Consider the following 13,284-nt stretch of genomic DNA (forward strand, 5'->3'; position numbering starts at 1 on the left):
CACAGCGGTCTACATTACGAGATGGTTTAGGCCATGGATGACCCGCAACCACTCGCTTTATCCATCAAGGGATTAAGCTGGCACAGTGGCCAACGTGCCATCTTGGCCGATATCAGTGTTTCGCTGGAAAAGGGCAAGATGCTGGGGGTGATTGGTCCTAACGGCGCGGGTAAATCTACCCTACTGCGTTGCCTCTATCGTTATCTTGTGCCCACCCGTGGTGACATCACCCTGCTTGGCCAAGACATTAACACCTTTTCTGCCAAAGCATTTGCCCAGCAAGTGGCCGTAGTATTGCAAGACACGCCGCACTATTTTGATATGACAACGCAGCAGTTGGTTGGTCTTGGATTAACCCCTCACAAGGGCGCATTTTCACTCACCAGTGCGCAAGATAAACGGGATATAGCTAACGCATTAGCCACAGTCGGGCTCACTGAGCGAGCCTTGCAGCCCTATGAGCAGCTATCTGGCGGCGAAAAGCAACGCGCCCTAATTGCCAGAGCCATTGTGCAGAAGCCAGATCTACTGATCCTCGACGAACCTACAAATCACCTTGATATCCGCTATCAAATCCAGATTTTAGAGTTATTGCGATCCTTGGATATGACCGTAATTATCTCCATCCACGATCTCAATTTGGCCAGTGCCTTATGCGATCAGCTTTTGCTGCTTGATAAAGGCCTGTCGGTGATACAGGGCACCCCGGCACAAGTACTCAATGAGCAGCAAATTGGTTCAGTGTTTGGTGTCTGTTGTCAGGTCACACCGCACCCTCAGCATGGTAATCCGCAGATAAACTATTTTTACGGATATAGCGGTCATGGCATGACAGAACATGACGAGGTGGTGCCATGAATACGTTGCCTGTCGAAATGATGGGGCGGGCTGTGAGGGTGTTGCCGCTGCTGTTACTGGTTTTGCTTGTGGCACTCATGACGCCGCTGATTGCCGCTAGTTTTGGTGCAGCGGATATTCAAGTGAGCCAGGTATTGCAGGTGGTGATTGCTCAGTTAACTGGACAATCTCAGGGAGACATTAGCAGTCGGATTATTATGGAACTGCGCTTGCCGCGGATCATGATGGCCTTTGTCGCAGGCTTTGGTCTTGCTATCGCAGGCGCAGTATTGCAAACCGTGACCCGTAATCCGCTTGCCGATCCTTACCTATTTGGTATCTCCTCTGGCGCATCATTTGGCGCCGTAGTAGTGATCACCCTGCTTGGTGGTGTAAGTGTCGATAGCGGTGCATGGTTGAGTCATGTCAGTTTACCCGTTGGTGCTTTTTTAGGGGCCAGTGTCGCGGTATTAATGGTGTTGGCCTTATGCGGACGCAGCCTAAGTACTCAGATAGAGAGGATGTTGCTATCTGGAGTTGCTATCTCGTTTATGTTTGGTGCCTTGACCAGTTTACTGCTCTATTTTTCCGGTCCCCAAGCTGCGGCATCGGTACTGTTTTGGAGTCTGGGCAGTTTTGCAAAAGCCAGTTGGGCGACACTTTGGTTACCTTTGGTTGTCGTTGCTGTATGTACACTAACTATCTTGTTATTTAAACGACAAATTATCGCTATTAAAGCAGGTGATGAAACGGCGCATACCTTAGGGATTAACGTGCAACGTTTGCGGCTTAACATCTTGCTTTTATGTTCGTTGATCACAGCAGTATTAGTGGCAAATTGTGGCGGTATCGGCTTTGTCGGCTTAATGGTTCCTCACATAGTGCGGCTGCTCTTGCCTGGGCGATTTGCACTCTTGACCACAGGGATTGTTGGCGGTCTCTTTATGATTTGGGTCGATGTGCTTGCTCGCTGTTTGCTCAGCTATCAAGAGTTGCCCATCGGCATCATTACCGCTGTTATTGGTAGTGGTTTTTTTCTCTTTATCTTAGGGGGTAAGCGCGGCCGTTAGGGCGTGATTACCCCCTCGTCGTTTGATTAAAGGTAGGTGTAGATGTTCGCGATATCCCCCATAAATCATGAGTTTGATCAGCAAATACAGACCAATATCGATAGTAAAACTAAACCACTTGGGGCGTTAGGTGAATTAGAAACGCTGGCACTGCAAATCGCCCAAGTGTTGGGGAAAGTGCGGCCACAAATTCATCGCCCAGCAATGCTGGTGTTCGCCGCCGATCATGGCATAGCCGCATCAGGTGTGTCGATAGCGCCGAGCGAAGTGACCACGCAGATGGTTTACAACTTCTTACGTGGTGGGGCGGCGATCAATGTCTTTTGTCGTCAAGCGGGGTTTACCCTTGAGGTGATTGATTGCGGCATCGCATCGCCTATTGTCGATGAACCGGAACTAATTAATCAACGACTTGGTGCCGGCACTCAGCCGTTTCATCGAGAAAGTGCCATGACCTTAGGCGCGGTTAAGCAAGGCTTTGCTATGGCGAAAGAGCGGGTTGCCTTTCATCATGGCCAAGGCTCTAATTTGCTCGCTTTTGGTGAGATGGGGATTGGCAATACGTCATCGGCGGCAGCGATTATGGCGGCAATGTTAAATATGGATGTGGCTGCATGTGTCGGCCGCGGCACTGGCATCGATGCTCAAGTCATGGCCAGAAAGCAGATGCTAATTGAGCAGGCGTTACACCTTCATCGAGATCAGCTAAGCGATCCCTATGGTGTGCTAGCGGCAGTGGGCGGTTTTGAAATTGTGCAAATGACTGGGGCAATGCTTGCCACCGCAGAGCACAAGATGTTGATCTTGGTCGATGGCTTTATTGCCACGGCGGCTGCCTTGGTCGCAGTCGCCATCGCCCCTGCGGTACGTGATTATATGATTTTTGCGCATCAGTCTGATGAGCGTGGTCATCAGCTTATGCTGCAACATCTAAAGGCTAAGCCGCTACTCTCATTGGGCATGCGCTTAGGTGAAGGGACCGGGGCGGCATTAGCGTTGCCTTTGGTCCATGCTGCAAGCGGCTTTTACAACGAGATGGCAAGTCTGCAAGATTTAGGTATTGAGATTTAGCTTGAAGAATGGAAGGTCAGAAGGTTGCAGAGCTGGGATAAGGAGTGAACGCTAGGTGCTGATAAAGCAGTTAAACCTATTTTTTATTGCGATGGGCTTTTTTACGCGCATTCCTATGCCTAACTGGGTGCAGGTCGATAGTGAAAAACTCAATCAGGCCAGTCGCTACTTTGGCTTAGTTGGCGTGCTTGTTGGGCTTATCAGTGCTGGCACTTACTTGTTGGCCAACATGCTGTTGCCTAGCAGTGTGGCGATTGTGCTTGCCATGATAGCTAGCGTGTTGGTGACTGGCGGCTTTCATGAAGATGGCTTGGCCGATACCGCCGATGGCTTTGGCGGTGGCTGGACGCTACAAGATAAGCTCACCATTATGAAAGATTCTAGAGTTGGCACCTATGGAGTGCTGGCGCTGGTGTTCGCACTATGGCTTAAGTTTGTGCTGCTTAGTGAAATTGCACTGTATCAGGAGGAACTTGTGATGGCGGCGTTAGTCAGTGCACATTGCCTTAGCCGAGTGCTTGCCGCGTCGATTATCTATTCTGAGCAATATGTTCGTGAGGATGCCAGCAGCAAGAGTAAGCCGCTGGCGCAGTCACAAACCTTCAATGAATTAGGAATATTACTGCTCACAGCCATGATTACCCTATGGCTATCCGGTGTCAGTTTCGCCCTTAGTTTATGTGCTGTACTTGTCGGTTTGCGCTACCTATTGATTCTCGGGTTTAAAAAGCAGATTGGTGGTTACACAGGGGACACCTTAGGCGCGGCGCAGCAGGTAAGTGAGTTGTGCTGTTATCTGTTTATTGTAGCGGTGAGTTTATGATCTATTTTGTTTTAGGCGGTGCACGCAGTGGTAAGTCTCGCCACGCGTTAGCCCTGGCAGCCAAGCGAGTTGCGCTAGGCGATGATTGCCTGTTTGTGGCTACGGCAGAGGCGTTCGATGAAGAGATGACGAGTCGTATTCAGCGCCATCAACAGGAGCGCACAGAGGATGATTTACCTTGGCGTACCCTAGAGTGCCCACTAAATCTGAGTAACTGCTTAACAGAGAATGCGCGGCACAACCAAGTGATCCTCGTCGATTGTTTAACCCTATGGTTGACCAACCAACTGCTATCAAAAAACAGTGATTGGCCGCAGGTAAGAAGTGAGTTTTTAGCCGCATTACCTCAGTTGCCCGGAACGATTATTCTTGTTTCAAATGAGGTGGGTGGCGGGCTTGTTGCGGCCGATCCTTTAAGTCGTCAATTTGTCGATGAAGCAGGTTGGCTGCATCAGGCCATAGCCAACATTGCTGATGAAGTCGTGCTTGTTACGGCAGGGCTGCCGATGACCCTGAAAGGCTAACAATGGAAGCGAGAAATCATTCGCCAATAAAGAGAAAGGCGCATGGCTCGTCGATAGCAGCAAGATAATGAGTCTACTAACTATAAAAAAAACTATGCCGAATAACTATGCCAAATAACAGTGAAAAATCAGCGAAGATCTTGATGGTGCAGGGCACCACGTCTGATGCGGGTAAGAGTACGCTGGTGGCGGGCTTGTGCCGCTACTTTGCTAAGCAAGGTGTCAATGTTGCGCCTTTTAAACCTCAGAATATGGCACTGAATAGCGCTGTCACTAGTGATGGGGGCGAAATTGGTCGAGCCCAGGCGCTGCAAGCCATAGCGTGTGGGCTGGCAGCGCATACGGATTTTAATCCTATCTTGCTAAAGCCAAGTTCTGACACTTGCTCACAAGTCATTGTCCAAGGTAAAGCGCTATCGCATATGGATGGTCAAACCTATTTTGGTAAAGACAGCCAAGGTTATCGCACCAAGGCGATGGCGGCCGTGTTAGATTCTTTATCTCGTTTGAAAGCTCAATATGAACTCGTGATGGTTGAGGGGGCGGGGAGTCCTGCAGAAATCAATCTGCGTGAAGGTGATATTGCCAATATGGGATTTGCCGAAGCGGTCGATTGCCCGGTAATTTTAATTGCTGACATAGATAAAGGTGGGGTATTTGCCCATATTGTTGGTACCTTGATGTTACTGTCACCCTCCGAGCAGGCGCGCATAAAAGGAGTGGTTATTAATCGGTTTCGCGGCGATATTAGCTTGCTGCAATCGGGGCTTGATTGGCTAGAAAACAAAATTGATAAACCTGTGTTGGGGGTGTTGCCTTACCTTAATGACCTGCATCTGGACGCCGAAGATGCGCTGATGGTAGCGCCGATCAAAACCGCGCAACCTAAATTTAAGGTGTTGGTGCTAGTGTGGCCACGGATCAGCAACCATACAGATTTTGACCCGTTAAGATTGCATGAGGATATTGAGTTTACCTATCAAACTGTAACCGCTCCATTTGATGGAAAACAGCCCCAAGCCGACCTGATTATTCTGCCGGGGAGTAAGAGTGTGCGCCAAGACCTCACGACTATGCTCAGTAATGGTTGGGACAGACTGATCAACACTCACCTCAGATATGGTGGCAAAGTGATTGGCATTTGTGGCGGTTACCAGATGCTGGGACTGGCGATTGATGACCCCACTGGCGTCGAGGGGCAAGTGGGTGAGAGTGATGGGTTAGGGTTACTGCCACTCGTGACAAGCTTAACGCCCACTAAGCAGTTAACTCAGGTGGCTGGTGATCTCAGTTTGGCCGGTGCAACTGTGCCGATTAAAGGGTATGAAATCCACTGCGGCCAAACAAAGTGCTTAACGACGCAAGTCGCCCCGATATCACTGCGCCCTGATGAAAGAGGACAGGGCGTGCATGATGGTTGTCTGTCGACAGATAATCAGATTTTTGGTACCTACTTGCATGGGCTATTTGACCAGCCGCAGGCGGCGCAATTATTACTCAAGTGGGCTGGGATGAAACAGGTTGAAGCTATCGATCTTGATGCTCAGCGCATGACTCAGCTCGATAGGCTCGCCGATATGCTCGCACAGCATATGGATATGGCCAAACTGGCTGATATTTTGACCGAGAAAACGAGTTAGACAAGGCTCACTATTGACGCGAAGCATCAGTAGCGAATAGGCCTAGCACCTGACATGCAAATAGCCTGATAGATAAATAAAGAGTAATTAGAGAATTTACCATGAATGATAAAACCGATACCCAAGCAAAAACCAGTGACGAAATAAAAGCCGAGCGTCATAAAGCGCGCCAACAAAAAGTGAAGGACGCCGTGGATGCCAAAATCGCTAAGGCGCAATTAGAGAAAGGCGTGTTACTGGTCTTGACCGGTAATGGTAAAGGTAAGTCTACGGCTGGGTTTGGCAATATTACCCGTGCAGTAGGGCATGGAAAAAAGGCGGCTGTAGTACAGTTTATTAAGGGCAACTGGCCTTGCGGTGAGCGCGCAGTGCTAGAGAAAGTCGGTGTTGAGTTCCACGTGATGGGAACAGGTTTTACTTGGGAAACCCAAGACAGAGAGAAAGATACCTTAGCGGCGATGGGAGCGTGGGAAGCAGCTGAAGCATTACTCAAAGATGAAACCATCGATATTATTTTGCTCGATGAACTCACTTATATGGTGAGCTATCACTATATTGAGCTTGAGCGTGTACTGGATGCGCTTAACCATCGCCCGCCGATGCAGCATGTGATCATTACTGGCAGGGCGTGTCACCGTGCGATTATTGAGCTAGCCGATACCGTGAGTGAAGTTCAACCGATTAAACATGCGTTTGACGCCGGCGTTAAAGCGCAAATTGGGTTTGATTATTAGGCTCTATCTTGTCGCTGAAAGCATACATTGACATAAGATAACCATAGTCTGACAAGTTTAAAGCATAGTTTGACATGAAACAGTGTTTTGTATTTTAACTACATAATTCAATTTTATATAAATCAATTGCTTGAGTTGAAAATTGAAGCATAGCTTGACAAAATATCGAGTGTCCCTGAATTTAATATGTTTTAACCCTATTTTTAGGTTCTTTGCAGGTTAGCGGGAACTGAAAACACAAATGGTAGTTCGTGGTAAGGTTACATCGCCAAACACAACCTTTCACAAACTACCGTTTTCATGCCGAATAATACTATCCTATCGTCATTCTGGTAAGGCTTTCAGATCGTAAAGTCTTATAAATCTGACACATTAATTTCTATCATTTTAATTCTAGACTCCGCTCCATACTGTTCTTGTGGTCAAGCTTCTGGCTCTATCCATGACACCCAGTGGCAGTGGTATTACCGGCTTTCCGATGGTGTGACCTTACTGGATCCAGTTTATACAGAGATGGCTACATCTGACACATTGAAATATCTCGACCAGTTTGTTGATTTAAACGGTGATGGCCGCGCAGATGTTCTCCATGCAACAGTATCGGGAAATTATTACAGTTATTTCTCCCGTGCAACCTCTAATGGTGAATGGATTAATGCTAGTTTGCTAAACTAGGTTTCAAAAGTTAGCCGACGATGAACTTTTCGCAGCCATAGCCAGCGTGTCGTGGACAGCGGAAATAATAAAACCCAGTATGCACTGAGTTTTATTATTTTACAGGGTCAAGCCTTGTATTGATTAAGCGCTAAGTGAAGCCTGATATTCAGCATAGTAATCATCAAGCACAATGCGCGTTTCGCGGCCAATTAATTCATACTCATGATGAGTTAAGTTCGCCAGTGACACACGAACAGATGAGTGCATCACATCAAAACCTTTACCCGGCAATAAAATCACTCCTGTTTTGTATGCTAGTACAAACAAGAAATCTTTACCTTTGCCGTTAGCCAAAAACCAGTCAACAAATTCAGGGCCATATAAATTTCCACCTAATGTATCGAGCTCAAGCAAGGTGTAGTAATCCACACGATCTTCATTGGCTTCAACTTCTACGCCCATATTTTTGTAAAGAGTAAGATAACGCTCACGGATGATACGCTTACATGCGGCTTTATAGTTGCCTTCCATATCCATTAGGCAGTTAAGTGAAAACAGTGCCATTTGCACCTGCTGTGGTAGTGATAAGCCCGCGGTGTGGTTTAATGCCACTGCGCGGCTATCTGCGACGATACGGTCAATGAACTTAACCTCACGTGGCTCTGGTGTCATGGTTTTATAGCGATTATCTAACTTTTGCTGGTCTGTTTCAGGTAATGCACGCATCGCGTCATCAAATACGTTTTCATGATGAATACCAATAGTGCCTAAACGCCAGCCTGTTGCTCCAAAATACTTAGAAAATGAGTACACACATAATGTGTTGTAGGGCAGTGTTGCAAACAGTGACACAAAGTTATCGGCAAACGTGCTATACACATCATCAGTAATGATAAATAGGTCGCTACGTTGAGTGTTTACAAAATCAGCTAACCTTTTCATGGTGTCTTCAGAAAATTTAACCGATGCAGGATTTGCAGGGTTAACAACGCAAAGCAGTTTAATGTCTTTGTCTGCCAATTTTTCAATTTCTGATTGAGGTAACTGCCACGTCTCTTCATCAAGGCGGACCTCAACCACTTCTAGATCGTACTCTTCAAGCTCAGGGATCTCTAAATATGGGGTAAAGATCGGGGTTGTTAAGGCTATTTTATCACCTTTTTTTAGTAGTCCGTTATGGAACATTGTGGCAAAAGTGTAAGTCATCGAGGCGGTGCCACCTTCAGTAGCAAACAGATCGAAGTCGCTATTCATCGGCACCGTGCCATACATCTCTTCGCCAATGTACTGCTTGACCACTTTTTCAATGTTGGTGAGCATACGTGGTGGTACAGGGTAGTTACATGCAAGATAAGCATTAACAAATTCGTTGAGGAATACGTGTTTCTCAATACCTAAGCGATCTTTAGCGTAGCTCACCGCTTTTTGTAAAAACTGTACGCCAGCTTTAGCCTTATTGTCTTTGGCAAAGCTGTCGAAGCGTTCAACGATACCTACACCATCAGGAATACCGCCAAAACCTTGGTTTAGGTAGGAGTATGTGCGCTCTGACTCATCAATGGCAAACTCACCTAAGGCGACAAATGCTTTACGAGGTAAGGTGGCAAGAAAGTTAGGATTCCCACGACCTGCGTCCAGCAGGGCGCGATCAGGTACTGATTTTGCCACATCAATCAGTTTGTCTTTTAGCTCAAATGGGCTTAAATCGGCGAATTTTGTGAAATCTATGTCTGCAATCGCAGGAGTATTTTGAGTCGTCATAGTATGTACCTTTTATAATTTAAATGAATAACAATTTTGGGTGACGGCCAACGCTAGAGGGTGATGACTAGCGTCGGCTATCTGGGAGGAGCTAACTGGCTGATATGATGCCAACAATGATGGGTCCCCATAGGGTTAGCAGCACATTGGCAATGGCATATGTCACAGTGAATGAGAACACTGGTGTGGCATTACCTGCTTTTTCAAGCAATGCTGCAAACGCTGGGTTTGCACTGCGACCACCGCTAACACAACCTAGTGCTTCGATTGGGTTTCTTATTCTCAAGACGTAGTAAGAGAAAAAGAACGAGATAATTTGTGGGATGATGGTGACACCAATACCCAAGAACAACAGGGTTAAGCCATGTTCTTTAATAGTATCAATTGCTTGTGGTCCAGCTTGTAGGCCAACAATGCCGACAAATACTGCTAAACCAAAGTCACGAAGAAAGTTAGAAGCACCAAGTGGCAAGGTTGCTGTGTTGGGCTTGCGGCTACGCAACCAGCCCATAAACAGGCCTGAGACTAAACAGCCAGCACCAGAACCTATGGTCACTGGAATGCCTGCAATTTTAAAATTGATCAAGCCAATCAATAGTCCTGCGACCATACCAATGCCGAAAAAGACAAAGTCGGTGGCAAAGGCAGAGTTGAGACGTTTACCAATGTTTTTTTCTACTCGATTAATATCTATCGCAGAACCGGTTAACTGAATAACATCATCTCTTTGGATGACGAGATCAGCACTGATAATTTGCGAGTGACCAGCACGCACGACATCAGTGATATAGACGCCACGTGCGGTATCACGGTTAGTTTCAGCTTTGATTTGTGCAAGTGTTTTGCCGACTAACGTTGCATTGTTGGCTATGAGCTGACGGTTCTCTTCAATCAAGGTGGTCTGCGGGGGCAATGTTACTTCATGGCCTTGTGCCGCTGTATGGGCTGCGATGGTGTCTCGACGACCTGTAATCACAATTACATCACCGACTTGAAGCGCTAACGATTTGTCTGCCTCTATGGTTTTTCCATCACGATTGACCATCTCGATAGCGATATCGATTAATTCTTGGTTTGCTTGTTGAATGCTTTTACCAATCAATTTATTGTGGCTATCGAGTTGATAGGCGCGAGAAACAAGGTCGGTAATCGCGTTGAACTGTCCTGGAGCGAGTTCTGGCTTACCATCAGATAACTTAGCAGCGAGTTTTAACGCCTCTTCACGGATATCCCACTTCATGATTGAAGGGATTAACCATGACACCATTAGGATTGGACCAAGCGAACCGAAGATATAAGTCACCGCATATCCGACTGCAACATTTGTCTGCATTAAGCTTTTGGCTTCTTCTGTGACGCCACCGAGCTTGGATATGGCATCGCCAGCGGTGCCGATAATCGCTGATTGGGTTAACCCGCCTGCTGCAAGACCTGCGGCTGTACCGCTATCAAGATCAAAGAACTTGGCGGCAAGAAGCACACACAATAGTCCAGTAACCGTCATCACAACTGCTGATAACAAAATATTAATGGTTTTAAAGTTAAGCGCGCTAAAGAATTGGGGCCCACCTTGATAGCCAACTGCATAAATAAACAGTGCGAAGAAGATGGTTTTGACACCGGGGTCAATTTGTACGCCGAATTGGCCGATTAATACACCCATTAATAAGGTTCCCGCGACACCACCAAGAACGAAGCGTCCAATGGTGATTTTGCCGACGGCATAACCTAATGCGAGGGTAATAAACAGCGCAATGTACGGTGATATAGCAAATAGATTTTCAATCATATTCATAATCATTGCTGCCTAGAGGTTAAGTTTTTCAAAATTTGGTTAAGTGCTGCTGCCTGCTTAGAGATTCATCACTGGCTGCGGGAGTCATAATATCGATGTGTTTGAAACCTAGTTAATACCATTTGATGGATCAAACCCATCAAAAGTCATGGTGCTTGGTAAGGGATAAGATCAAGGTTTTAAGTGTTGATCATCAATTTTATTTGCTAGGGTTATTTCGATGGACGGACCGAGTTTTGTAGCTTGGTCAGCCGTTTGCTTGTGAGTGCCAAAAGTTAGAAATGTCTAATTGAGAGCTAAAAAAATGCCGCGATAACGTCGCGGCATTTTTGTATTTGAGCGCACCAACTAATTGATAGCCATTGCTGTAATGTTAAAGCATAAGGCTTAGTTGAGTACCGTATAGCCGCGACCAACCATGCAGTTACGCATGACACTTTGGGTCTGATCATCGAAGTTTTGTTCGGCCCGGCGTTTCTCGGCACCATGCTTTAATGCCCCGCCAATCAAACCTATTCCGGCCCCCGCTTTGGCACCGTTAGAGCCACTTCCACCCGATATAGCACCGCCAGCAGCGCCGATGGCAGCACCTTTGGCCGCTGAACTTAGTACGTCATGTCCTAGTGAATTGGACGATTGATGTTCAACTTGCTGGGTTAACTGTTCGCACTCATACATATCCGCGTGATATTGCTGGGCATCGACATTTTTGTTATCGACAATGATGTTTGCTTGGGTGTATGCCGACACTGATACAAATAGTGCTGCACCCAATAGTATTTTTTTTCTGCTCATAAATGACCTATAGATTGAAACGGATCGGACAAGGTCAATCTACCAATGCTACTGCCATCGCCCATATTCCTTTTGAAGGATAAAACCCTACAAATATTGCACCGTTTTCCTAATGAAACCGTCGAGTTGTGATTGTAGGGTTTAACCCTACATATGCGATTAATGACTTCTCGTTTATCTGTTTAAAATACCAACAATCAAGCATGTTGCAGTGTTGGTGCTGGGTTTTATGTTATCAGCACCACTTAAATAAGTAGGACATAAGGCTGTTGTCCGTTGTTTTTAATGTCACGACTCGGTCGTGATGATCAGTAATTTGGAGAGAGTAATGGGTCGCAATAAATCTTTACCTATGGTGATGTTTTTAGCGCTGTTTCTTGTGGCGTGTAGTTCAACACACCCCCTTGAAAACCGAGTCACAAAAGATAATTACCGAGCGGTAACCGTTGAGTCTAGTTCAGCTGATGCGTCCTCTGAACCCTATCGGGTTTGGGGGGATGATGCTTCAGATTTCTTATTTAACCCGCAAGATGGCAAGACTCCGTTAAAGGTGAGTGGCGATCAGCTAAATATTCTCGCTCTGTCAGGCGGAGGCGCTAACGGAGCATTTGGCGCCGGAATCATTAACGGTTTGTACGACAGCAATCAATTGCAGGAGTACAGCATTGTTACTGGCATTAGTGCTGGCTCACTGATGGCGCCATTTGTATTTGTGGGTGGGGAAGAAATCCCGCGTTTGAAAAACGTCATGTTGAGTCTCAATGACGATCTTATCTTAGGTAAGCGTAATTTTCTCAATGCGTTGATTAAGGATGCATTTACCGATGGACAAAAGATGTATGAATTCATCCAGAGCGTCTACACGGCAGAAATGATTGAGCAGATTGCTGTACAGCATCAGTCTGGTCGTCGGTTATTTATTGGCAGCACCCATTTTGACTCTGAAGAGCTGGTCGTTTGGAACCTTGGTCGCATCGCCGAGAGTGATCTACCGAACAAGGTTACTCTTATTCATCAAATTCTGGCAGCTAGTTCATCAATACCCGGGGTGTTTCCGCCACAATTTATTGAGGTTAACCAAGGTGACAAGACCCTAGAAGAGCTTCATGTTGATGGCGGACTTACGGTGCAAATGTTTTTCGAAGTAGTCAATGTGGATTACGGCAAGATCAATGAGGCTTTGGGTTTAACGACGACCCCACAGGTACATATTATTCGCAATGGCATGTTAAAAGTTCCCTATCAGGCAACTGAAGATAAGGGCGTTGAGTTATTAAGCAGAAGCCTTGGCAGTATGACGATTCAACAAGCTAAAGGTGACCTGTATAGAATGCTTTATTTCAGTAAGAATAGTGGCTTAGAACTTTCATTTACTTATATGGATGATGAGTTTAACGCACCTAAAGCGACAAAAGATATGTTCGACTTACAGTATATGAAAGCCTTGTACCAACATGGCTATAGCAAAGCTAAATCCACTGAGCTTTGGTCAACTGAAGTTCCCTAGGAAGGCGTCCAGTTAAGGGGCCCTTAGGTATACAAGCTATTACTAATTAATTTTTTAACACTAAGGTATG

Annotated in this window: 11 protein-coding genes; 8 read left to right on the forward strand and 3 right to left on the reverse strand. The window is 46.3% G+C overall.

Annotated elements, in window-relative coordinates:
• Window positions 1-33 precede the first annotated feature (33 nt).
• The 7 genes from L876_RS21270 to cobO all read left to right on the forward strand — a co-directional run bounded on the left by L876_RS21270 (window position 34) and on the right by cobO (window position 6,699).
• Complete coding sequence (locus L876_RS21270) at window positions 34-858, forward strand: ABC transporter ATP-binding protein (protein WP_051412987.1); 825 nt, start codon at window positions 34-36, stop codon at window positions 856-858.
• A 20-nt stretch (window positions 859-878) separates the two neighbouring features.
• The gene (locus tag L876_RS0106785) at window positions 879-1,907 is read left to right on the forward strand and encodes a FecCD family ABC transporter permease (RefSeq protein WP_081730649.1); all 1,029 of its coding nucleotides are present in this window, start codon (window positions 879-881) and stop codon (window positions 1,905-1,907) included.
• 42 nt (window positions 1,908-1,949) lie between these two features.
• A complete protein-coding gene (cobT, locus tag L876_RS0106790; protein ID WP_028763111.1) occupies window positions 1,950-2,978 on the forward strand; it encodes a nicotinate-nucleotide--dimethylbenzimidazole phosphoribosyltransferase in 1,029 nt (342 codons plus the stop codon).
• A 55-nt stretch (window positions 2,979-3,033) separates the two neighbouring features.
• Window positions 3,034-3,801 carry an adenosylcobinamide-GDP ribazoletransferase gene (locus tag L876_RS0106795; protein ID WP_028763112.1) on the forward strand — a complete coding sequence of 256 codons (768 nt, stop codon included), beginning with the start codon at window positions 3,034-3,036 and terminating at the stop codon, window positions 3,799-3,801.
• A complete protein-coding gene (gene cobU, locus L876_RS0106800) occupies window positions 3,798-4,325 on the forward strand; it encodes a bifunctional adenosylcobinamide kinase/adenosylcobinamide-phosphate guanylyltransferase (RefSeq protein WP_028763113.1) in 528 nt (175 codons plus the stop codon). Before L876_RS0106795 ends, cobU begins: the two co-directional genes overlap by 4 nt.
• A 107-nt stretch (window positions 4,326-4,432) precedes the next feature.
• Window positions 4,433-5,965, forward strand: a complete 1,533-nt coding sequence (locus L876_RS0106805) for a cobyric acid synthase (protein ID WP_037428148.1) — start codon at window positions 4,433-4,435, stop codon at window positions 5,963-5,965.
• Between the two features lie 101 nt (window positions 5,966-6,066).
• Window positions 6,067-6,699, forward strand: a complete 633-nt coding sequence (gene cobO, locus L876_RS0106810; RefSeq protein ID WP_028763115.1) for a cob(I)yrinic acid a,c-diamide adenosyltransferase — start codon at window positions 6,067-6,069, stop codon at window positions 6,697-6,699.
• 798 nt (window positions 6,700-7,497) lie between these two features.
• Here cobO and L876_RS0106815 read toward each other — a convergent pair.
• From L876_RS0106815 to L876_RS0106825, 3 genes are all read right to left on the reverse strand, one after another.
• Window positions 7,498-9,117, reverse strand: a complete 1,620-nt coding sequence (locus L876_RS0106815) for a bifunctional aspartate transaminase/aspartate 4-decarboxylase (protein WP_028763116.1) — start codon at window positions 9,115-9,117, stop codon at window positions 7,498-7,500.
• Between the two features lie 91 nt (window positions 9,118-9,208).
• Window positions 9,209-10,912, reverse strand: a complete 1,704-nt coding sequence (gene aspT, locus L876_RS0106820; protein WP_028763117.1) for an aspartate-alanine antiporter — start codon at window positions 10,910-10,912, stop codon at window positions 9,209-9,211.
• 387 nt (window positions 10,913-11,299) lie between these two features.
• The gene (locus tag L876_RS0106825) at window positions 11,300-11,707 is read right to left on the reverse strand and encodes a glycine zipper family protein (RefSeq protein ID WP_028763118.1); all 408 of its coding nucleotides are present in this window, start codon (window positions 11,705-11,707) and stop codon (window positions 11,300-11,302) included.
• 328 nt (window positions 11,708-12,035) lie between these two features.
• Between L876_RS0106825 and L876_RS0106830 the strand changes: the two genes are divergently transcribed.
• On the forward strand, window positions 12,036-13,214 hold the full coding sequence (locus L876_RS0106830) for a patatin-like phospholipase family protein (protein ID WP_028763119.1): 1,179 nt from the start codon (window positions 12,036-12,038) through the stop codon (window positions 13,212-13,214).
• Window positions 13,215-13,284 lie beyond the last annotated feature (70 nt).

The sequence above is a fragment of the Shewanella colwelliana ATCC 39565 genome (genome assembly GCF_000518705.1).
Taxonomy (GTDB): Bacteria; Pseudomonadota; Gammaproteobacteria; order Enterobacterales; family Shewanellaceae; genus Shewanella; species Shewanella colwelliana.

Bases quoted from the DNA above. Each gene is read 5' to 3' on its own strand.
- cobT (WP_028763111.1), top strand. From the start codon at position 1,950: ATGTTCGCGATATCCCCCATAAATCATGAGTTTGATCAGCAAATACAG.
- L876_RS21270 (WP_051412987.1), top strand. From the start codon at position 34: ATGGATGACCCGCAACCACTCGCTTTATCCATCAAGGGATTAAGCTGG.
- L876_RS0106785 (WP_081730649.1), top strand. From the start codon at position 879: ATGGGGCGGGCTGTGAGGGTGTTGCCGCTGCTGTTACTGGTTTTGCTT.
- L876_RS0106805 (WP_037428148.1), top strand. From the start codon at position 4,433: ATGCCAAATAACAGTGAAAAATCAGCGAAGATCTTGATGGTGCAGGGC.
- cobU (WP_028763113.1), top strand. From the start codon at position 3,798: ATGATCTATTTTGTTTTAGGCGGTGCACGCAGTGGTAAGTCTCGCCAC.
- L876_RS0106825 (WP_028763118.1), bottom strand. From the start codon at position 11,707: ATGAGCAGAAAAAAAATACTATTGGGTGCAGCACTATTTGTATCAGTG.
- L876_RS0106815 (WP_028763116.1), bottom strand. From the start codon at position 9,117: ATGACGACTCAAAATACTCCTGCGATTGCAGACATAGATTTCACAAAA.
- L876_RS0106830 (WP_028763119.1), top strand. From the start codon at position 12,036: ATGGGTCGCAATAAATCTTTACCTATGGTGATGTTTTTAGCGCTGTTT.
- aspT (WP_028763117.1), bottom strand. From the start codon at position 10,912: ATGAATATGATTGAAAATCTATTTGCTATATCACCGTACATTGCGCTG.
- cobO (WP_028763115.1), top strand. From the start codon at position 6,067: ATGAATGATAAAACCGATACCCAAGCAAAAACCAGTGACGAAATAAAA.